The sequence below is a fragment of the Pseudoclavibacter sp. VKM Ac-2867 genome, assembly GCF_015351275.1.
GTDB lineage: Bacteria > Actinomycetota > Actinomycetes > Actinomycetales > Microbacteriaceae > Pseudoclavibacter.
Window position 1 is genome coordinate 504,000 of record NZ_JADKSL010000001.1, and the last position, 19,519, is coordinate 523,518.

The 19,519-nt window shown below is 65.1% G+C and carries 30 protein-coding genes and 1 pseudogene; all 31 read left to right on the forward strand.

Features of this window, described 5'->3' with window-relative positions:
* The 31 genes and pseudogenes from rplD to rplQ all read left to right on the forward strand — a co-directional run bounded on the left by rplD (nucleotide 1) and on the right by rplQ (nucleotide 19,457).
* The gene (gene rplD, locus ITJ67_RS02195; protein WP_104307186.1) at nucleotides 1-648 is read left to right on the forward strand and encodes a 50S ribosomal protein L4; all 648 of its coding nucleotides are present in this window, start codon (nucleotides 1-3) and stop codon (nucleotides 646-648) included.
* Nucleotides 645-944 (forward strand): 50S ribosomal protein L23, encoded by a 300-nt coding sequence (rplW, locus tag ITJ67_RS02200; protein WP_068479290.1) that lies wholly within the window; start codon nucleotides 645-647, stop codon nucleotides 942-944. The genes rplD and rplW overlap by 4 nt, the downstream gene beginning before the upstream one ends.
* Nucleotides 945-969: 25 nt before the next feature.
* On the forward strand, nucleotides 970-1,809 hold the full coding sequence (gene rplB / locus ITJ67_RS02205; RefSeq protein ID WP_160071260.1) for a 50S ribosomal protein L2: 840 nt from the start codon (nucleotides 970-972) through the stop codon (nucleotides 1,807-1,809).
* Nucleotides 1,810-1,820: 11 nt separating this feature from the next.
* On the forward strand, nucleotides 1,821-2,102 hold the full coding sequence (gene rpsS, locus ITJ67_RS02210) for a 30S ribosomal protein S19 (protein ID WP_068479286.1): 282 nt from the start codon (nucleotides 1,821-1,823) through the stop codon (nucleotides 2,100-2,102).
* Between the two features lie 24 nt (nucleotides 2,103-2,126).
* Complete coding sequence (gene rplV / locus ITJ67_RS02215) at nucleotides 2,127-2,510, forward strand: 50S ribosomal protein L22 (protein ID WP_104242678.1); 384 nt, start codon at nucleotides 2,127-2,129, stop codon at nucleotides 2,508-2,510.
* Nucleotides 2,510-3,268, forward strand: coding sequence for a 30S ribosomal protein S3 (gene rpsC, locus ITJ67_RS02220; RefSeq protein WP_104242676.1), 759 nt, complete (start codon nucleotides 2,510-2,512; stop codon nucleotides 3,266-3,268). Before rplV ends, rpsC begins: the two co-directional genes overlap by 1 nt.
* Before the next feature lie 2 nt (nucleotides 3,269-3,270).
* A complete protein-coding gene (gene rplP, locus ITJ67_RS02225; protein ID WP_068479279.1) occupies nucleotides 3,271-3,687 on the forward strand; it encodes a 50S ribosomal protein L16 in 417 nt (138 codons plus the stop codon).
* 2 nt (nucleotides 3,688-3,689) lie between these two features.
* The gene (rpmC, locus tag ITJ67_RS02230; protein ID WP_104299433.1) at nucleotides 3,690-4,019 is read left to right on the forward strand and encodes a 50S ribosomal protein L29; all 330 of its coding nucleotides are present in this window, start codon (nucleotides 3,690-3,692) and stop codon (nucleotides 4,017-4,019) included.
* Entirely contained in the window at nucleotides 4,019-4,315 is a 297-nt protein-coding gene (gene rpsQ, locus ITJ67_RS02235; RefSeq protein ID WP_160071261.1) for a 30S ribosomal protein S17, read from the forward strand. The genes rpmC and rpsQ overlap by 1 nt, the downstream gene beginning before the upstream one ends.
* A gap of 39 nt (nucleotides 4,316-4,354) precedes the next feature.
* Nucleotides 4,355-4,723, forward strand: coding sequence for a 50S ribosomal protein L14 (gene rplN, locus ITJ67_RS02240; protein ID WP_068479273.1), 369 nt, complete (start codon nucleotides 4,355-4,357; stop codon nucleotides 4,721-4,723).
* Between the two features lie 3 nt (nucleotides 4,724-4,726).
* Nucleotides 4,727-5,071: pseudogene (gene rplX / locus ITJ67_RS02245) on the forward strand (50S ribosomal protein L24); the annotation flags it as partial.
* 125 nt (nucleotides 5,072-5,196) lie between these two features.
* On the forward strand, nucleotides 5,197-5,784 hold the full coding sequence (gene rplE, locus ITJ67_RS02250; RefSeq protein WP_104242668.1) for a 50S ribosomal protein L5: 588 nt from the start codon (nucleotides 5,197-5,199) through the stop codon (nucleotides 5,782-5,784).
* 125 nt (nucleotides 5,785-5,909) lie between these two features.
* Complete coding sequence (gene rpsH / locus ITJ67_RS02255; RefSeq protein ID WP_068479267.1) at nucleotides 5,910-6,308, forward strand: 30S ribosomal protein S8; 399 nt, start codon at nucleotides 5,910-5,912, stop codon at nucleotides 6,306-6,308.
* Between the two features lie 6 nt (nucleotides 6,309-6,314).
* Nucleotides 6,315-6,851: a 50S ribosomal protein L6 gene (gene rplF / locus ITJ67_RS02260; protein WP_160071262.1), complete on the forward strand. Its 537-nt coding sequence runs from the start codon at nucleotides 6,315-6,317 to the stop codon at nucleotides 6,849-6,851.
* Between the two features lie 2 nt (nucleotides 6,852-6,853).
* Nucleotides 6,854-7,225 carry a 50S ribosomal protein L18 gene (rplR, locus tag ITJ67_RS02265; RefSeq protein ID WP_104242664.1) on the forward strand — a complete coding sequence of 124 codons (372 nt, stop codon included), beginning with the start codon at nucleotides 6,854-6,856 and terminating at the stop codon, nucleotides 7,223-7,225.
* Nucleotides 7,226-7,257: 32 nt separating this feature from the next.
* Nucleotides 7,258-7,935, forward strand: coding sequence for a 30S ribosomal protein S5 (gene rpsE / locus ITJ67_RS02270; RefSeq protein WP_104331901.1), 678 nt, complete (start codon nucleotides 7,258-7,260; stop codon nucleotides 7,933-7,935).
* Nucleotides 7,935-8,123 carry a 50S ribosomal protein L30 gene (rpmD, locus tag ITJ67_RS02275; protein WP_104242663.1) on the forward strand — a complete coding sequence of 63 codons (189 nt, stop codon included), beginning with the start codon at nucleotides 7,935-7,937 and terminating at the stop codon, nucleotides 8,121-8,123. The genes rpsE and rpmD overlap by 1 nt, the downstream gene beginning before the upstream one ends.
* Complete coding sequence (gene rplO / locus ITJ67_RS02280; RefSeq protein ID WP_104242661.1) at nucleotides 8,120-8,593, forward strand: 50S ribosomal protein L15; 474 nt, start codon at nucleotides 8,120-8,122, stop codon at nucleotides 8,591-8,593. The genes rpmD and rplO overlap by 4 nt, the downstream gene beginning before the upstream one ends.
* Nucleotides 8,594-8,665: 72 nt before the next feature.
* On the forward strand, nucleotides 8,666-10,024 hold the full coding sequence (gene secY / locus ITJ67_RS02285; protein ID WP_104242659.1) for a preprotein translocase subunit SecY: 1,359 nt from the start codon (nucleotides 8,666-8,668) through the stop codon (nucleotides 10,022-10,024).
* A complete protein-coding gene (locus tag ITJ67_RS02290; protein ID WP_104331843.1) occupies nucleotides 10,021-10,644 on the forward strand; it encodes an adenylate kinase in 624 nt (207 codons plus the stop codon). Before secY ends, ITJ67_RS02290 begins: the two co-directional genes overlap by 4 nt.
* Before the next feature lie 210 nt (nucleotides 10,645-10,854).
* Nucleotides 10,855-12,027 carry an acyl-CoA dehydrogenase family protein gene (locus ITJ67_RS02295; RefSeq protein ID WP_194676597.1) on the forward strand — a complete coding sequence of 391 codons (1,173 nt, stop codon included), beginning with the start codon at nucleotides 10,855-10,857 and terminating at the stop codon, nucleotides 12,025-12,027.
* 9 nt (nucleotides 12,028-12,036) lie between these two features.
* Nucleotides 12,037-13,203 carry a CoA transferase gene (locus ITJ67_RS02300; protein ID WP_323741365.1) on the forward strand — a complete coding sequence of 389 codons (1,167 nt, stop codon included), beginning with the start codon at nucleotides 12,037-12,039 and terminating at the stop codon, nucleotides 13,201-13,203.
* Nucleotides 13,204-13,338: 135 nt separating this feature from the next.
* Nucleotides 13,339-14,313, forward strand: coding sequence for a hypothetical protein (locus tag ITJ67_RS02305; protein ID WP_194676598.1), 975 nt, complete (start codon nucleotides 13,339-13,341; stop codon nucleotides 14,311-14,313).
* Nucleotides 14,314-14,533: 220 nt separating this feature from the next.
* Nucleotides 14,534-15,259, forward strand: a complete 726-nt coding sequence (locus ITJ67_RS02310; RefSeq protein WP_194676599.1) for a hypothetical protein — start codon at nucleotides 14,534-14,536, stop codon at nucleotides 15,257-15,259.
* Between the two features lie 42 nt (nucleotides 15,260-15,301).
* Nucleotides 15,302-16,141 (forward strand): type I methionyl aminopeptidase, encoded by an 840-nt coding sequence (map, locus tag ITJ67_RS02315; RefSeq protein WP_194676600.1) that lies wholly within the window; start codon nucleotides 15,302-15,304, stop codon nucleotides 16,139-16,141.
* 149 nt (nucleotides 16,142-16,290) lie between these two features.
* Nucleotides 16,291-16,512, forward strand: a complete 222-nt coding sequence (infA, locus tag ITJ67_RS02320; protein ID WP_066056559.1) for a translation initiation factor IF-1 — start codon at nucleotides 16,291-16,293, stop codon at nucleotides 16,510-16,512.
* A 69-nt stretch (nucleotides 16,513-16,581) separates the two neighbouring features.
* Entirely contained in the window at nucleotides 16,582-16,695 is a 114-nt protein-coding gene (gene rpmJ, locus ITJ67_RS02325; protein WP_008361054.1) for a 50S ribosomal protein L36, read from the forward strand.
* Nucleotides 16,696-16,887: 192 nt separating this feature from the next.
* Nucleotides 16,888-17,262, forward strand: a complete 375-nt coding sequence (rpsM, locus tag ITJ67_RS02330; RefSeq protein WP_068479246.1) for a 30S ribosomal protein S13 — start codon at nucleotides 16,888-16,890, stop codon at nucleotides 17,260-17,262.
* A 42-nt stretch (nucleotides 17,263-17,304) separates the two neighbouring features.
* Nucleotides 17,305-17,703, forward strand: a complete 399-nt coding sequence (gene rpsK, locus ITJ67_RS02335; RefSeq protein WP_068479244.1) for a 30S ribosomal protein S11 — start codon at nucleotides 17,305-17,307, stop codon at nucleotides 17,701-17,703.
* A gap of 149 nt (nucleotides 17,704-17,852) precedes the next feature.
* On the forward strand, nucleotides 17,853-18,848 hold the full coding sequence (locus ITJ67_RS02340; RefSeq protein ID WP_104242647.1) for a DNA-directed RNA polymerase subunit alpha: 996 nt from the start codon (nucleotides 17,853-17,855) through the stop codon (nucleotides 18,846-18,848).
* Nucleotides 18,849-18,893: 45 nt separating this feature from the next.
* Nucleotides 18,894-19,457, forward strand: a complete 564-nt coding sequence (rplQ, locus tag ITJ67_RS02345) for a 50S ribosomal protein L17 (protein ID WP_194676601.1) — start codon at nucleotides 18,894-18,896, stop codon at nucleotides 19,455-19,457.
* Nucleotides 19,458-19,519: the final 62 nt, after the last annotated feature.

The following is a 19,519-nucleotide window of genomic DNA, read 5'->3' on the forward strand; positions in this document are numbered from 1 at the left end:
ATGGCAACCAAGATTGACGTCACCGACGCAGCCGGCAAGAAGTCCGGCTCGGTCGAACTGCCTGCCGCCATCTTCGACGCGCAGACCAACGTCCCGCTGATCCACCAGGTCGTCGTCGCACAGCGTGCGGCTGCTCGTCAGGGCACGCACAAGACGAAGAACCGTGGAGAGGTTTCCGGCTCCGGTCGCAAGCCGTTCAAGCAGAAGGGCACCGGCCGCGCCCGTCAGGGTTCGGTCCGCATGCCGCAGCACAAGGGTGGTGGCATCGTCCACGGACCGACGCCGCGTGACTACTCGCAGCGCACCCCCAAGAAGATGATTGCAGCCGCCCTCATCGGCGCACTGAGCGACCGCGCACGCGGTGGCCACCTGCACATCGTCGACTCCCTCGTCACGGGCGAGAAGGCCTCGACCAAGGTCGCAGCCGCAGCAATCGCGAAGGTCGCGGCAGGACGCAACATCCTCGTCGTCCTCGACCGCAGCGACGAGCTCAGCCTCCTGAGCGTCCGCAACCTGCAGGCACTTCACGTGCTCTTCGTGGACCAGCTCAACGCCTACGACGTCCTCGTCTCGGACGACATCCTCTTCACGAAGGCTGCTTACGACGCGTTCGTCGAGAGCAAGACCAGCAAGGAGCAGGGCGCATGAGCGCAAACAACAAGGACCCGCGCGACATCATCTTCGCGCCGGTGATCTCCGAGAAGAGCTACAGCCTGATCGACCAGGGCAAGTACACCTTCGAGGTCGACCCCCGTTCGAACAAGACCGAGATCAAGCTCGCTATCGAGCAGATCTTCGACGTCAAGGTCGACAAGGTCAACACCTTGAACCGCACGGGCAAGACGCGCCGCACCCGCTTCGGGCTCGGCAAGCGCAAGGACACCAAGCGCGCCATCGTCTCGCTCAAGTCCGGCACCATCGACATCTTCTCGAACGCCGGTTAATCGAGAGCACAGAGGACGAATTCACATGGCTATTCGCAATTACAAGCCCACGACGCCAGGTCGTCGTGGAGCCTCGGTGTCCGAGTTCACCGAGATCACGCGCTCGACTCCCGAAAAGTCGCTGCTCCGCCCCCTCACCAAGTCGGGTGGACGCAACAACCAGGGACGCATCACGACCCGTCACATCGGTGGTGGCCACAAGCGCCAGTACCGCGTCATCGACTTCCGTCGTAACGACAAGGACGGCGTGAACGCCAAGGTCGCTCACATCGAGTACGACCCCAACCGCACCGCTCGTATCGCGCTGCTGCACTTCTTCGACGGATCCAAGCGCTACATCCTGGCTCCCAACAAGCTCAAGCAGGGCGACATCATCGAGTCGGGCGCTGGCGCCGACATCAAGCCGGGTAACAACCTCCCGCTTCGCAACATCCCGACCGGTACGGTCATCCACGCCATCGAGCTCCGCCCAGGCGGCGGCGCGAAGCTGGCGCGCTCGGCCGGAGCCTCCGTTCGCCTCGTTGCGAAGGACGGCCCCTACGCCCAGCTGCGTCTGCCGAGCGGCGAGGTCCGCAACGTCGACGTGCGCTGCCGCGCGACGATCGGCGAGGTCGGCAACGCCGAGCAGTCGAACATCAACCTGGGCAAGGCCGGCCGCAAGCGCTGGCTCGGCGTTCGCCCGACGGTCCGTGGTGTCGTCATGAACCCGGTCGACCACCCGCACGGTGGTGGTGAGGGCCGCACATCCGGTGGACGTCACCCGGTGAGCCCCTGGGGTAAGCCAGAAGGCCGCACCCGTCGCCCCAACAAGGAGAGCGACAAGCTCATCGTCCGCCGTCGCCCTGCCGGCAAGAAGCGTAAGTAGGAGATCAGAAGATGCCTCGCAGTCTCAAGAAGGGCCCCTTCGTCGACGAACACCTCTTCCAGAAGGTGGTCAAGCAGAACGAAGCTGGCTCGAAGAACGTCATCAAGACCTGGTCGCGCCGATCGATGATCGTGCCGGACATGCTCGGCCACACCATCGCCGTGCACGACGGTCGCAAGCACATCCCCGTGTTTGTCACCGAAACCATGGTCGGCCACAAGCTCGGCGAGTTTGCACCGACCCGCACCTTCCGTGGACACGAGAAGGACGACAAGAAGGGTCGTCGCCGCTAACGCGGCGACGTGAAGGAGGAAAATATGGTGGAGTCAACCGCACGCGTGCGGCACATCCGCGTCACCCCTCAGAAGGCTCGTCGCGTCGTCAACTTGATCCGCGGCAAGCAGGCGCTCGAAGCGCTCGCCATCCTGAAGTTCGCACCTCAGGGTGCCTCTGAGCCGGTCTACAAGGTCGTTGCATCCGCAATCGCCAACGCACGTGTCAAGGCAGACAAGGAAAGCCAGTTCCTTGACGAGCGCGACCTCTACATCGCCAAGGCGTTCGTAGACGAGGGTGCAACCCTCAAGCGCTTCCGTCCGCGTGCACAGGGACGAGCATTCCGCATCAACAAGCGCACAAGCCACATCACGGTTGTGCTGGCGACGCCGGAGCTCGCCGAGGCCGAGAAGGGGAGCAGCAAGTAATGGGCCAGAAGATCAATCCGTACGGCTTCCGTCTCGGAATCACGACCGACCACGTCTCCCGCTGGTACGCAGACTCGACCAAGCCGGGTCAGCGCTACAGCGACTACGTCAAGGAAGACATCCGCATTCGCGAGTATCTCCAGAAGACACTCGACCGTGCAGGCGTCTCCCGCATCGAGATCGAGCGCACGCGTGACCGCGTTCGCGTCGACATCTACACGGCACGCCCCGGCATCGTCATCGGACGACGCGGAGCAGAGGCCGAGCGCATCCGCGCCGACCTCGAGAAGCTCACGGGCAAGCAGATCCAGCTGAACATCCTCGAGGTCAAGAACCCCGAGGCTGACGCTCAGCTGGTCGCGCAGGGCATCGCCGAGCAGCTTTCTGCTCGTGTCGCCTTCCGCCGTGCGATGCGCAAGGGCCTCCAGGGCGCTCAGCGTGCAGGTGCCAAGGGCATCCGCATCCAGGTCTCCGGCCGCCTCGGCGGTGCTGAGATGAGCCGCTCGGAGTTCTACCGCGAGGGACGCGTTCCGCTGCACACGCTCCGCGCCAACATCGATTACGGCTTCTACGAGGCCAAGACCACCTACGGTCGCATCGGTGTCAAGGTGTGGATCTACAAGGGCGACATGACCAACAAGGAACTCGCCCGCGAACAGGCCAACCAGAAGTCGTCCCGTGGGGACCGTAACGACCGCTCACGCCGTGGCCCGCGCCGCGACAACGAGAAGCAGGTCGCCGCAGGAGTTGAGGCGTAACCATGTTGATTCCACGTCGAGTCAAGCACCGTAAGCAGCACCGCCCGGACCGTAGCGGCATGTCGAAGGGTGGCAACACCGTATCGTTCGGCGAGTTCGGCATCCAGGCGCTCACCCCGTCCTACGTGACCAACCGTCAGATCGAGGCAGCTCGTATCGCCATGACGCGTCACATCAAGCGTGGCGGCAAGGTCTGGATCAACATCTACCCGGACCGCCCGATGACCGCTCGCCCCGCTGAGACCCGCATGGGTTCCGGTAAGGGTGCAGTCGACTCCTGGGTTGCGAACGTCAAGCCCGGCCGCGTCCTCTTCGAGGTCGCCGGCGTCAGCGAGGAGCTCGCTCGCGAGGCCCTCACGCGCGCCATCCACAAGCTGCCGCTCAAGGCACGCATCATTTCGCGCGAGGAAGGCGAGTAATCATGGCGATTGGTACCAAGGAGCTCGCCACCACCGAGCTCGACAACTTCGAAGACGGACGTCTCGTCGAGGAGCTCAAGAAGGCCAAGGAAGAGCTGTTCAACCTGCGCTTCCAGGCCGTGACCAACCAGGTCGAAGAGCGCGGACGCATCCGTCAGGTCAAGCGCGACATCGCGCGCATCTACACGGTGATCCGCGAGCGTGAGCTCGGGATCCGCGCAACCCCGGCCCCGGTCGAGAAGCCGGCCAAGAAGTCGAAGGCCACCAAGGCTTCGAAGAAGGCCGAAGCCTCCGAGGCTGCGCCCGAGGCTGAGAACGAGGAGACCAAGTAATGGCTGAAAGCACGACACAGCCCGAGGCAACGGAAGAAGCGCACGAGCGCAACTACCGCAAGACCCGGCGCGGCTACGTCACGAGCGACAAGATGGAAAAGACCATCACCGTCTCGGTCGAAGAGCGCGTCAAGCACCCCCTTTACGGCAAGGTGCTCCGCCGCTCGAGCAAGGTCAAGGTGCATGACGCCGACAACCAGGCCGGCATCGGCGACCTCGTCCTGATTGCAGAGACCCGTCCCCTCAGCGCTACCAAGCGCTGGCGCCTGGTCGAGATCCTGGAGAAGGCGAAGTAGGCCTCGCCTCTTCGACCACTCAGCGAAGGAATTTGACAGATGCTTCAGCAAGAATCACGAGTCCGTGTCGCCGACAACACCGGCGCCAAGGAACTCCTCACGATCCGCGTACTCGGTGGCTCCGGCCGCCGCTACGCGGGAATCGGTGACGTCATCGTCGCGACCGTCAAGGACGCGATCCCTGGCGGAAACCTCAAGAAGGGTGAGGTCGTCAAGGCCGTCATCGTTCGCACAGTCAAGTCGACCCGTCGTCCCGACGGTTCGTACATCAAGTTCGACGAGAACGCAGCCGTCATCCTCAAGGGTGACAACGAGCCGCGTGGCACTCGAATCTTCGGACCGGTCGGTCGCGAACTCCGCGACAAGAAGTTCATGAAGATCGTGTCGCTCGCGCCGGAGGTGATTTAACCCATGGCAACGATCCGCAAGGGCGACCTGGTCCAGGTCATCTCGGGCCCGAGCCAGGCTCGTGGTGGAGACCGCGGCAAGCAGGGCGAAGTGCTCGAGGTGCTCCGCGAAGAGAACCGCATTCTCGTTCAGGGAATCAACTTCGTGACCAAGCACGTTCGCGTCGGACAGACGCAGCGTGGCACGAAGACGGGTGGCATCGAGACCGTCGAGGCCCCCATCCACATCTCCAACGTCGCACTCGTCGACCCCGAGACCAAGCAGCCGGCTCGCACCGGTGTGCAGGTCGAAGAGGTCACGAAGGACGGCGTGACCAAGACGGTGCGCACGCGCTTCTTCAAGCCATCGCGCCGCGCTGCGAAGCCGGCCAAGGTCGAGAAGGCCGCCAAGGCCGACAAGGCTGAGAAGGCTGAGAAGAAGCCCGCGACGAAGGCCAAGGCCGCCGCACCGAAGAAGAAGGACGACGAGTAGATATGACTGACATCGCCACGGAGGCTGGCAAAATCCAGCCCCGTCTCAAGCTGAAGTACCGCGACGAGCTCAAGGCTCAGCTGCAGGCAGACCTCGGCGTGAGCAACGTCCACCAGGTTCCCGGTCTCGTGAAGATCGTCGTGAACATGGGTGTTGGCGAAGCAGCTCGCGACGGAAAGATCATCGAAGGTGCCATCACGGACCTCACGGCGATCACCGGTCAGAAGCCGAAGGTCACGAAGGCCACGAAGTCGATCGCACAGTTCAAGCTGCGCGAAGGACAGCCGATCGGCGCGCACGTCACACTGCGCGGCGACCGCATGTGGGAGTTCCTCGACCGCCTGCTCTCGCTCGCTCTTCCCCGTATCCGCGACTTCCGTGGTCTCAACGACCGCCAGTTCGACGGAAACGGAAACTACACCTTCGGCCTCACGGAGCAGGTAATGTTCCATGAGATCGATCCAGACAAGATCGACCGCACACGCGGTATGGACATCACCGTCGTCACGACGGCGAAGAACGACGAAGATGGGCGCGCTCTCCTGGGCAAGCTCGGCTTCCCGTTCCAGGCCGGTCTCCAGCAGAACTAGTCTGAACACCCGAGGGTCACGGCATACGCCGTGACCCCATCGGGCTGTTGCAACCGCAACGGCCCGTCCACCACAGGTCGCGGGGCCGTGTACGGCCCCGCGAAACCAGGCGAAAGGCACTCATCATGACGATGACAGATCCCGTCGCAGATATGCTGACGCGACTGCGCAACGCGAACTCGGCGCACCACGACTCCGTGTCGATGCCGAGCTCGAAGCTCAAGTCCCACATTGCCGACATCCTCAAGCGCGAGGGTTACATCACCGACTGGACAGTCGAAGATGCACGAGTGGGCCAGACCCTCACTCTCTCGCTGAAGTTCGGTCCGAACCGCGAGAGGTCGATCGTCGGCATCAAGCGCGTCTCCAAGCCAGGTCTCCGCGTGTACGCGCGCTCGACCGAGCTGCCAAGCGTCCTCGGCGGCCTCGGCATTGCCATCCTGTCCACCTCCTCCGGTCTCCTCACGGACCGTCAGGCCGAGCAGAAGGGCGTAGGCGGAGAAGTCCTCGCCTACGTGTGGTAATCCGTCATGTCACGAATTGGTCGTCTCCCGATCAGCGTCCCAGCTGGCGTTGACATCAAGATCGACGCGCAGAACGTCACCGTCAAGGGACCGAAGGGCGAGCTCGCGCTCGTCGTCGCGAACCCCATCGAGGTCAAGCTCGAAGACGGTCAGCTTCTCGTCACGCGTCCGAACGACGAGCGTGAGTCCCGTGCACTGCACGGCCTGACCCGCACGCTCATCAACAACAACATCATCGGCGTCACCGAGGGCTACACGAAGAAGCTCGAGGTCGTTGGAACCGGTTACCGCATCGTTTCCAAGGGCACGGGCGTCGAGTTCGCACTCGGCTACTCGCACCCGATCAACGTCGAGCCCCCCGTGGGCATCACGTTCCAGGTCGAGGGCAACAACAAGCTCACGGTCGTCGGAATCGACAAGCAGGCTGTCGGCGAGGTCGCAGCGAACATCCGCAAGCTCCGCCTCCCCGAGCCCTACAAGGGCAAGGGCGTGCGTTACGAGGGCGAGCAGATCCGCCGCAAGGCCGGAAAGTCAGGTAAGTAACCATGGGACTCGGAACTCGAGGAAAGAGCAAGCAGGCAGCGACCCGTCGCCGCCACGTCCGCCTTCGCAAGAAGGTCTCCGGCGACGCACAGCGTCCCCGTCTCGTCGTCACGCGCTCTGCGCGTCACGTCTTCGTCCAGGTTGTCGACGACACCAAGGGCATCACGCTCGCATCGGCATCCACCATGGAAGCCGAGCTGCGTGAGTTCGACGGTGACAAGTCGGCCAAGGCAAAGCGGGTCGGCGAGCTCGTCGGCGCACGCGCCAAGGACGCCGGCATCGAAAGCGTGGTCTTCGACCGCGGCGGCAACAAGTACGCCGGTCGCGTCGCGGCCATCGCTGATGGAGCACGAGAGGCAGGGCTGAACCTGTGACCGAGAAAATCGACACCAACACGCCCGACAACATGACCGACACGCCCGTTGAGACGGCCGCGTCGAGTGAGTCGGCACAGCGCGAGGGTGGCCGTGACAACAACCGTCGCGGTGGCCGTGGCGAGCGTGGCCAGGGCGGCCGCGACCGCAACTCACGCGATGACAAGAGCCAGTTCCTGGAGCGCGTCGTCACCATCAACCGCGTCTCGAAGGTCGTCAAGGGCGGTCGTCGCTTCGCGTTCACCGCGCTCGTCGTCGTCGGCGACGGCAACGGACTCGTGGGCGTCGGCTACGGCAAGGCCCGTGAGGTCCCGCTGGCCATCTCCAAGGGCGTCGAAGAGGCGAAGAAGAACTTCTTCCGCGTTCCTCGCGTCCTGAAGACGATCCCGCACCCCGTGCAGGGCGAGGCAGCAGCAGGCGTCGTCCTGCTCCGTCCCGCCGCTGCAGGTACCGGTGTTATCGCCGGTGGCCCCGTTCGCGCCGTGCTTGAGTGCGCGGGCATCCACGACGTCCTGTCGAAGTCGCTCGGTTCGTCGAACACGATCAACATCGTGCACGCAACCGTCGCGGCGCTGAAGCAGCTCGAGGAGCCGCGCGCAGTCGCAGCTCGTCGTGGCCTGCCCGTCGACCAGGTCGTTCCGCAGCGCATTCTGCGTGCCGAGGCCAACGCGGCCAAGGCCGCAGCCGAAGCACAGAAGGTCGGTGCCTGATGGCCAAGAGTCTCAAGGTGACCCAGATCAAGTCCAAGATCAGCGAGAAGCAGAACCAGCGTGACACACTGCGCTCGCTCGGCCTCAAGCGCATTGGCCACACCGTCGTCAAGCCGGACAACTCGGTGAACCGCGGCTACGTCAAGACAGTCGCTCACCTGGTTTCAGTTGAGGAGATCTCCGAATGACCAAGAACGAGAACGAGAAGGATGTGACCTCCGAGCCTCAGCTCAAGGTCCACCACCTCCGCCCCGCTCCCGGTGCCAAGAAGTCCAAGACGCGCGTCGGTCGCGGTGAGGGCTCCAAGGGCAAGACCGCCGGTCGCGGCACCAAGGGCTCGAAGGCGCGCACGACAGTGCGTATCGGCTTCGAGGGTGGCCAGATGCCGCTGCACATGCGTACGCCGAAGCTGCGCGGGTTCAAGAACCCGTTCCGCGTCGAGTACCAGGTCGTCAACCTCTCCAAGCTGGCCGAGCTCTTCCCCGAGGGCGGCGATGTCACCATCGCGAACCTCGTGGCAAAGGGTGCGGTTCGCAAGAACGAGCCCGTCAAGGTGCTCGGCAATGGTGAGATTGCGGTTAAGCTGAACGTCGCGGTCGACAAGGTCTCCAGCTCAGCAGAGCAGAAGATCGTTGCCGCCGGCGGTTCCGTCAAGTAGCAACTCCAAGCGGGGGTCGGCGGTTGCCGACCCCCGTTTGTCTCTTTCACGAGAAATGAAAGCAGGAACGTAGTGTTCAGTGCCGTCGCACGAGTGTTCAAGACACCGGATCTTCGTCGCAAGATCCTCTTCACGCTCGCTATGGTCGCCATCTACCGGATCGGCACCACGGTTCCTGGCCCATTTGTGAACTACGTCAACGTGCAGCAGTGTCTCGACACTGGAACGCAGATGGCCGGTCTCTACGACATGGTCAACCTGTTCTCCGGTGGCGCTCTGCTGCAGTTGTCGATCTTCGCGCTGGGCATCATGCCGTACATCACGGCCTCGATCATCACGCAGCTGCTGCGTGTGGTCATCCCGCACTTCGAGGCGCTCCACAAGGAGGGTCAGGCCGGTCAGTCGAAGCTCACGCAGTACACGCGCTACCTGACCATCGCCCTCGCGATCCTCCAGGCGACCACGCTCGTGACGGTGGCGAAGTCGGGAACGCTCTTCGGTACGGGCAACCCTGCCTGCGAGAACGTCCTCGACATGCTCAACGAGTCCGCCGCGACCCCGGAGAACGCCGTCATCAACATGGTGCGCGTCGTGCTCATGGTCGCAGCCATGACAGCTGGCACCGCGGTCATCATGTGGATGGCAGAGCTCATCACCGAGCGCGGCGTCGGCAACGGCATGTCGCTCCTGATCTTCACGTCGATCGCAGCCTCGTTCCCGTCCGCCTTCGGCGCCATCGCCGCCGGTACCGGTGGAATGACCACGCTGGTCATCGTCATCGCGATCGGGCTGCTCATCATGATGGCCGTCGTGTTCGTCGAGCAGTCGCAGCGCCGCATCCCCGTCCAGTACGCGAAGCGCATGGTCGGACGCCGCACCTATGGTGGCAACAGCACGTACATCCCGATCAAGGTGAACCAGGCGGGTGTTATCCCTGTCATCTTCGCCTCGTCGCTGCTGTACCTGCCCGCGCTCGTCGCCCAGTTCAACCAGCCTGCCGCGGGGGAGACCCCGCCAGAGTGGGTCACCTGGGTCATGAACAACTTCACGACGGGCGACCACCCGCTCTACATGGCGGTCTACTTCCTCCTCATCATCGGCTTCACGTACTTCTACGTCGCGATCGCCTTCAACCCTGAGGAGGTTGCCGAGAACATGCGAAAGCACGGTGGCTTCGTCCCCGGCATCCGTGCCGGACGCCCCACCGCCGAGTACCTGAACTTCGTGCTCACGCGAATCACCTTCCCCGGTTCGCTCTACCTCGGCGTGCTCGCGCTCATCCCGCTCATCGCGTTGTCCACGGTCAATGCGAATGCCAACTTCCCGTTCGGCGGCGCATCGATCCTCATCGTCGTGGGCGTCGGACTCGAGACGGTGAAGCAGATCGACGCTCAACTCCAACAACGCAACTACGAGGGGCTTCTCCGATGACACATCACGACCAGACCTTCCGCCTGCTGATCGTTGGTCCCCCCGGGGCCGGCAAGGGAACGCAGGCCGTCGGCATCGCCGAGGCCTTCGGTATCCCTGCCATCTCGACCGGTGACATCTTCCGTGCCAACATCAAGAACGGCACGAACCTCGGCATCCAGGTCCGCGAGATCATCGAGAGCGGCAACCTCGTTCCCGACTCGCTGACGAACGAGCTCGTCCGCGACCGCCTCACGGAGGCAGACGCAGCTGGCGGCTTCCTCCTCGACGGCTACCCGCGCACACTCGAGCAGGTCGCGTTCCTCACGCAGCTCCTCGCTGATCAGGGCACTGCGATCGACGCGGTCATCGAACTCAAGGTCGAGGTCGACAGCGTCGTGGAGCGTCTCCGCCGCCGCGCGCTCGAGCAGGGCCGCGCAGACGACACGGAAGAGGCCATCAGGCACCGTCAGAACGTGTACCTGCAGGAGACCGCGCCGCTTCTCGAGACGTACTCCGCTCGCGGGACGCTTGTGAGCGTCAACGGCTTCGGCACCGTCGAGGAAGTCCGGAACCGCATCTTCGCTGCTCTCGAGCAGCGGGGACTGCGTCACCCGCTGCACCGTCTGAGCGGCAAGTAGGACTCAACCGGCACAGCAAGCAAGGACCCGAGCGGATTTCTCCCGCTCGGGTCCTCTTGCGTTTGCCGGAATGCCCGCCAAGAAGCCACCGCGGTGCCGTTCGCACCTGGTCGAGCGCTGTCATCGTCGGCTAGCGTTGGCCTGTCGGCGCCTCCAGCTCGGAGCGCCGGAGAACCCTGTTGACGCAGTTGTCCAGGAACGGAGACACAGATGTCCTCACCCTCAGCTGAGCCCCACGACCTCATCGACTTCGACGTGCTCTTGAGCGAGGAAGAGCTGGCGCTGCGCAGCCGTGTCCGACTCGTCGTCGACGAGCACGTCCGGCCGCACATCGCGTCCTGGTACGAGGACGCCGTCTTCCCGATCGACCTCGTGCCGATGCTCGCAAGCGAAGGGCTGCTCGGCATGCACCTGAGCGGCTACGGGTGCGCTGGCCGCAGCGCAGTCGAGTACGGCATCGCCGCGGCGGAGCTCGAGGCGGGCGACTCCGGGATTCGCACCTTCGTCTCCGTGCAGGGCTCTCTGGCCATGAGCGCGATCTGGAAGCACGGTAGCGAGGAGCAGAAGCGCGAGTGGCTGCCGCGCATGGCTGCCGGCGAGGTCATCGGCTGCTTCGGGCTGACCGAGCCCGGTGCCGGATCCGATCCGGGAACGATGGGCACGTTCGCGCGACGAGATGGCTCGGACTGGGTCGTCAGCGGCACCAAACGCTGGATCGGCCTGGCGTCCCTCGCCCACATCTCGATCATCTGGGCGCAGACGGACGAGGGCGTCAGAGGCTTCATCGTACCGACGGCTTCCGCTGGCTTCTCGGCGACGCCCATCGGCCCGAAGCTCTCGATGCGTGCATCCGTCCAGTGCGACGTCGTCCTCGATGAGGTCCGGGTTCCAGCCGATGCGATGCTCCCCGGTGCGCGCGGGCTGCGTGGGCCGTTCGAATGCCTCAATGAGGCCCGCTACGGTATCGCCTGGGGCGTCATGGGCGCCGCGAGGGACAGCTTTGAGGCTGCGCTCGCGTACGCAGGGGAGCGGCAGCCGTTCAACCGTCCGCTGGCTGGCTTCCAGATGACGCAGCAGAAGCTCGTGGACATGGCCCTCGAGATCAACAAGGGCTTCCTGCTCGCCCTCCAGCTCGGGCGGCTGAAGGACGCGGGCCGCATCCAGCCGCACCACATCTCCGTTGGCAAGCTCAACAACACCCGCGAGGCGATCGCGATCGCTCGCGAGGCGAGGACGATTCTCGGCGGCAACGGCATCACCCTCGACTACTCACCGCTTCGCCACGCCAACAACCTGGAGTCGGTGCGGACCTACGAGGGCACCGATGAGATCCACACGCTCGTGCTTGGCAACAAGCTCACCGGCATCCCGGCGTTCAGGTAAGGATCCCAAGTGCTCTCGGATCGCGGACACGACGGCGTGCTGAGCGGCGTGCGAGTCGCGGATTTCTCCCGGGTGCTCGCCGGCCCGTACGCGACGATGATGCTCGCCGATTTCGGCGCCGACGTCATCAAGGTGGAACCCCCGGGCGGTGACGAGACGAGGGCCTGGACTCCACCGGTTGATGCGCGCGGTCAGTCGACGTACTTCTCCGGCGTGAATCGCGGCAAGCGGTCTCTAGTGCTCGATCTCAACCGCGGCGAGGACGTTGCGGCCGCGCGCCGACTCGCGCGGGAGGCGGACATTGTCGTCGAGAACTTCCGACCCGGGGTCATGGCGCGCTTCGGGCTCGACTTCGACTCGGTGCGGGCGGAGAACCCGTCGGCGATCTTCTGTTCGATCACCGGTTTCGGCGGGGGCGGGGGAGCGGCGCTGCCGGGCTACGACCTCCTCGTGCAGGCCGTCGGCGGGCTCATGAGCATCACGGGCCCGGTGGAGGGGGAGCCGAGCAAGGTCGGTGTTGCGCTCGTCGATGTGCTGACGGGGCTGAACGCGGTCACGGGCATACTGCTCGCCCTCCGCGAGCGCGAACGGTCTGGGACGGGCCAGCGCGTGGAGGTGGACCTGATGACGAGCCTGCTGTCGGCACTCGCCAATCAGGCGTCGAGCACGCTGGCGACGGGCCGCGCTCCCGCACGGCTCGGCAACGCGCATCCAAGCATCGCCCCGTATGAGCTGTTCGACGCCAGCGACCGCCCGCTCGTGATCGCCGTCGGCAACGATCGGCAGTTCGCAGGGCTTGTCGGGGTCCTCGGCGCTCCTGGCCTCGCTGGAGACCCGCGCTTCACCACCAACCAGCTCCGCGTGCACAACCGTGACGCCCTCCGTGCGCTCCTTGCGGCGAGGTTGGGGGAGCGCGTGGCGAGCGAGTGGGTCGAGCTCCTGTCGAGCGCACGCGTGCCGGCCGGCCTCGTGAACGACGTCGCCGAGGCGTTTGCGTTCGCGGAGCGCCTCGGGCTCGAGCCGGTCGTAGAACTCCTGGGAGCTGGAGGCGACCCGGTCAGATCGACCGCGAACCCGATCCACCTCTCCGCGACGCCCGCGCGTCCCGTCGCCGGAACTGGGCTCGGCAGGCACCGGCATCGCCTGGAGGTAGGCCGAGACCTGGCACGAGCGTGACCGGTTACTGAACCGTGACCTCCATCTCGCCGGTGTTGCCGAAGCGTTGTCGCCTGCTGACCGAAATCCGCGCGGCGGGAGGCTAGCTTCGCAGGACCCCATCGAATCGGTGATGGGCCGTGCACGGAGGACTCCTTGACGTGGACCGCGAACGCTCTGGTGAACGAGGCGACTCCCGGGTCAGCGCCGTCAGCGCACCCCGGAGCCGATGGACACCTTGCCTCGGCTGTCACTCCCGCCGTCTGGCAGCGCAACCTCGCCTCGTTGCTCGTCGGCATGACGGCATGGCGGGCATTCGCGATGACCATCTGGTGGGAGCCGAGCGACTACGGCGAGGGCTACTTCCGGGAACTCATCGGGAGCTACCTCGGACCTGGACTCTCGCTTGCCGTCTGGCCGCTCCTGGTCCTCGCTGCCGCCATGGCGCTCGTGCTCGCGCTGCGGAGCACGCGATCCTCGGCAGCGTGGCTCTCGTGTGCGGCGGCTGTCATCGCAGCCACGCACCTGGGCTTCACCGTGCATTGGACGCTCGAGGCCGAACGCATGGTGACCGAGTACGCGGGCCAGGCAGCGCAGGTGTCTGGCCCGCCCGCGTCTCCGGACCCGCTGCACGGCCCGGAGGAGACGCCTGATGCTGTGGGGTGGGTGGATGAGCAGCGCCTGGACCCAGCTGGATCGGTGACTGCCCTCTCGAAGGAGGAGCTCGCCGCCGGAGTGGACTCGCTCCGGGTCGCGACGCTCGGAGTGATGGTGGCCCCGATCCCGAACCTCATGGTGGGGACGCTCGACGCGCCGCCTGAGGAGGTCGCCTGCGTGCCGGGCGGGGAGACGGGGGATGTTCCGGACGAGCATTCCGCCTCGGGGACCGCGTACGTCCTCACGCTCAGCCTCTCCGGCCCCGACACGATCACCGACGAGCAGAACATCATCGAGCTCTGGCAGGAGCGCGGTCTGACGTACGACCGAGCCATGGGCACCAACTATGCGGGAGGGCCGGTCTCCCAGGCGATCGATCAGGTGCGGATGCGCGGTGACGCCCAGGGCTGGCTGAATATCACGATCACGAGCCACTGCGCTCCCGACGAAGGTGCTGAGACCCATGCCGATTGACCTGACCGCTGAGCCAGGGGGCGAGAGACGACCGGCCGAGGTGGAGACCGGGAGCTCCTCGGCGCTCGTCGCGCTGTGCGTACTGACGGCTGCGTTCCCCATCGCCGCAGTCTGGTGGCTGCTGACCGGCGCGGCCAGCGCCGTCCCGACGCCGAATCTCTCCGGCAACCCGCACCTGCCCGCCTGGGTGGTTCCCCTCGAGCCCCGGTCGTACCTGCGCATGATCGCCTCCGTCGCGGTGCTGTGCCTCTGCGCGCTCACCGCCCTGCTGCTCTCCGGGATTGCACTGCAGGTCTCGACACGGCTCCGCGCTCTGGGCGCGGACCTGCAGGCGGGCGCCCTGATCACCGCGCGAATCATCGCGCGCCTCTCCGGTATCGCTACGTTCGTGCTGGCCGCCCTGTTCCTCTCGGGTGCCGCAGCTTCAGTGCTCTGGGAGGGCGCGGCGGCGGAATCGGCGGTGGTCGAGCCCGCGCCGTCCGAGGAGGTGGTCGGCGGCCCGCCCCCGCAGCCTACCGACGCACCCGTGCCGCCGCCGGTGGGTGACAACGGGCCGATTTTCTCTGCCTCAGCGACGACAACCGAGCGGGAGGCAGCAGTTCGAGACCTCGCGGAGCTGACCCTGCAGCATTTCCCCGATGATCTCGAGGAGATCGACTACGTCGGAGCGCCGGGCATGGAGATCTCGCGGCAGATCTGCGGTGGATACTCGCGGTCAGGTGACCACTATTTCGTCGGGCACAGTTTCCGCACGGACGCGGGCGCTGCCGAACTGGAGCAGATAGAGGCGCTCTGGACGGAGAAGGGATTGAACATCGGCACCACACCGAGCTCCATTTCGGGCGACGGCCTGAGGAGCGACACGATCGAAAACGCCTCCCTGAGCTATGACACGGACGGGACCTTCCACCTCTTCATCACCGGACGATGCGGCGATATCCCCTGAGTCGGCCGGAGGAGCGAGGCAGCCGGCGCGTAGACTCTCCTGATGCGCAAGAGCATCTACAAGACACCCGCCGAGCTCGCGGCGATGGTGCCAGCCGGCCGGATCACGGCCCTCGCCCTCGACGCCGTCTCCGAGGCGATTCGTCCGGGGGTGACGACGCTGGAGCTCGACGGCATCGCCGAGCGCGTCGTGCGCGAGAGGGGCGCAGTGCCGAACTTCGCCTTGGTTCCGGGATACCGGCACACGATCTGCGCCTCCGTCGACGACGCGGTAGTCCACGGCATCCCGAACGACAAGCCGCTCGAGGCAGGCCAGCTCGTCTCCATCGACGCCGGGGCCATGTTCGAGGGCTGGAACGGCGACTCGGCCCGGACGTTCGTCGTCCCCGGCGAAGCAGCGGACACGAGCGCGGTTGCCGACGGCACGCGTCTCAGCGAGGCCTGCGAGCGCTCCCTCTGGGCGGGCATCGCGAAGCTGGCGACTGCTCGGCACCTCGCCGAGGTCGGAGCTGCCGTCGAGGAGACCATCGAGCAGTCCGGCGACTTCGGGATCCTCGAGGATTTCGCGGGGCACGGTATCGGCCGCAGCATGCACGAGGAACCGACCGTGCACAACATCCGCGTGTTCGGCCGAGGGCCGGTCGTCAAGCCAGGGCTGGCGATCTGCATCGAGCCCATGATCACTCTCGGGGGCCCTGACGTCGTCATCGATGACGACGACTGGACCGTTCGTTCGGCGGACGGCTCGCTCGGCGCCCACTGGGAGCACACGATCCTGGTGCATGCCGACGGCATCTGGGTCTCCACCGCGCATGACGGGGGAGCGGCAGGTCTCGCGCAGTTCGGAGTCGTCCCGACTCCGCCAGCCGAAGTGGGAGCCTGACCCTCTCTGCGGTGCGGCCCCGCACTTGCACTCCACGGGGAGACCGCCTAGAGTTGACGCTTGGTGTCTTTTGCGTTGCGTTTTCGCGCGCGTAGTCACCGTCCATCCGCACGACCAGCGTGCATTCAATAGCAAACGACAGTGAGGCTATGGCCAAGAAAGACGGCGTCATCGAGATCGAGGGTTCGGTTGTCGAGGCATTGCCAAACGCAATGTTCCGCGTAGAACTCTCGAACGGACACAAGGTTCTTGCTCACATCTCAGGCAAGATGCGTCAGCACTACATCCGCATCCTCCCCGAGGACCGCGTGATCGTGGAGTTGAGCCCGTACGACTTGACCCGCGGCCGCATCGTCTACCGCTACAAGTAGGCACGCTGTAAGGAACGGCTGGGCAGACGTCTGCCCAGCACGAGGCCAGCGATCACAGAAGGAACTTCAATGAAGGTCAACCCCAGCGTCAAGAAGATCTGCGACAAGTGCAAGGTTATCCGCCGCCACGGTCGCGTCATGGTCATCTGCGAGAACCCGCGCCACAAGCAGCGCCAGGGCTAATCGCTCGGGACTCACCTCGCTCGCCAGTTCAGGCACGCGAGACGTCCCATGGGTGCGCATGCACCCGACGTCACAACTGAATACGAAACAGCACCAGTAAGAACCGCCGGGCTTCAGCCCAGGCGGGGACACCTTCGGACCGAGGCCGGGGCCCATCCGGTGCATCACACCTCAACCCACAGGAGAAATCCCATGGCACGTCTCGCAGGCGTCGATCTCCCACGCGAAAAGCGCGTTGAGATCGCACTCACCTACATCTACGGCGTCGGCCGCACGAGCGCACTCAAGGCACTCGAGGACACCGGCATCGACGGCAACATCCGCGTCAAGAACCTCGACGACGAGCAGCTGGTTCAGCTCCGCGACTACATCGAAGGCAACTTCAAGGTAGAAGGTGACCTCCGCCGTGAGGTCGCAGCTGACATCCGCCGCAAGGTCGAAATCGGCAGCTACGAGGGTCTCCGCCACCGCCGCGGCCTTCCCGTGCGCGGTCAGCGCACGAAGACGAACGCTCGTACCCGCAAGGGCCCGAAGCGCACGGTCGCCGGCAAGAAGAAGGCACGCTAGTCGCCGCCGCGACAGCGCCCGCAGATTTCGTAGGAGAGAAAATTGGCTACCCCAAAGAGCGCCGCTCGTAAGCCGCGCAAGAAGGACAAGAAGAACGTCGCAGTGGGCCAGGCTCACATCAAGTCGACCTTCAACAACACGATCGTGTCGATCACCGACCCGTCCGGCGCTGTCATCAGCTGGGCTTCCTCCGGTGGAGTCGGCTTCAAGGGCTCGCGCAAGTCGACGCCCTTCGCCGCGCAGCTCGCAGCCGAGGCCGCAGCTCGCCAGGCGCAGGAGCACGGCATGAAGAAGGTCGACGTCTTCGTCAAGGGACCGGGCTCCGGTCGCGAGACCGCGATCCGCTCGCTTCAGGCCGCAGGCCTCGAGGTCGGCTCGATCAACGACGTCACCCCTCAGGCACACAACGGCTGCCGCCCTCCGAAGCGTCGCCGCGTCTAGCCTCCCGTCCGCTGCGAGGCTCTCCCGCGAGGGAGGGCCTTGTGGCGGATGTTCGGCGTCCCCGCTCGAACTCCACACCCGGTCGACGACGTGCGTCGGCTGAATCGCCAAGTGTCATATAGCGGACACTTTGCCGAAAGGAACCCATAGTGCTTATCGCACAGCGTCCAACGCTCACCGAGGAAAGCCTCTCCGAGAACCGCTCGAAGTTCACGATCGGACCACTCGAGCCTGGCTTCGGCTACACCCTCGGCAACTCACTGCGTCGCACCCTGCTGTCCTCCATCCCCGGAGCAGCAGTCACGAGCATCCGTCTCGACGGTGTCCTCCACAAGTTCACCACCATCCCTGGTGTGAAGGAAGATGTCACCGAGATCATCCTCAACATCAAGCAGCTGGTCGTCTCCAGCGAGCACGATGAGCCGATCACGGCCTACCTCCGCAAGACCGGAGCGGGCGAAGTGACGGCGGCTGACATCTCGGCACCTGCCGGTGTCGAGGTGCACAACCCGGAGCTCGTCATCGCGACGCTCAACGATGACGCCAAGTTCGAGCTCGAGCTGACCATCGAGCGCGGCCGCGGCTACGTGTCGGCGACCCAGAACCGCAACGAGTTCTCCGAGGCCGGTCAGGTCCCGATCGACTCGATCTACTCGCCGGTTCTCAAGGTCACCTACCGTGTCGACGCGACCCGTGCTGGGGAGCGCACCGACTTCGACAACCTCGTCGTCGACGTGGAGACGAAGCCGGCTATCTCGCCGCGCGACGCGATCGCATCTGCCGGTCGCACGCTCGTCGAGCTCTTCAGCCTCGCTCGCGAGCTGAACGAGCAGGCAGAGGGCATCGAGATCGGCCCAGCGCCGGTCGACGCCGTCCTCACCAACGAGCTCTCGATGCCGATCGAGGATCTCGATCTCTCCGTGCGCTCGTACAACTGCCTCAAGCGCGAGGGCATCAACACGGTTTCCGAGCTCGTCGCTCTCAGTGAGACGCAGCTCATGAACATCCGCAACTTCGGTCAGAAGTCGGTCGACGAGGTGCGCGACAAGCTCACCGAGCTCGGCCTCTCGCTCAAGGACTCGGTTCCCGGGTTCGAGGGTGCTCACTTCTACGGTGCCGGCGACGACACCGGCGAGTACGTCTAAACAGACCTGCCCGCCAGACCGACTTCACACGAAAGAGAATGACGAATGCCTAAGCCCAACAAGGGTCCTCGCCTCGGAGGCGGCCCCGCACACGAGCGCCTCATGCTCGCTACGCTCGCGGCGCAGCTGTACACGCACAAGCGCATCCAGACGACCGAGACGAAGGCCAAGCGCCTCCGTCCGCTCGCCGAGCGCCTGATCACCTTCGCGAAGCGCGGAGATATCCACGCTCGCCGTCGCGTGCTGCAGATTGTCACCGACAAGACCGTCGTGCACGAGCTCTTCACGGAGATCGCGCCGCAGATGGAAGGTCGCGAAGGCGGGTACACCCGCATCATCAAGACCGGCTACCGCAAGGGCGACAACGCTCCCATGGCAGTCATCGAGCTCGTTCTCGAGCCCGTCACGCCGAAGGCCTCCTCAGTGAAGACGGCTCCGGCCGCAGCTCCTGCCGAGCCTGAGGTCGACGAGACCGCGACCGACGAGGTCGACGCAGCCGCAGGCGACACGGAGGCTTCCGAGCCGACGACCGACGGCGGAACGCAGCCTTCCGAGGCTGCAGACGCTGCTGAGTCGGACGCTGACGCGAAGGCCGACGACGCCAAGTAGTCGAAGCTGATCGTCGAAGCCCCCGAGCAATCATCGAGCTTGCTCGGGGGCTTCGTCGTGTC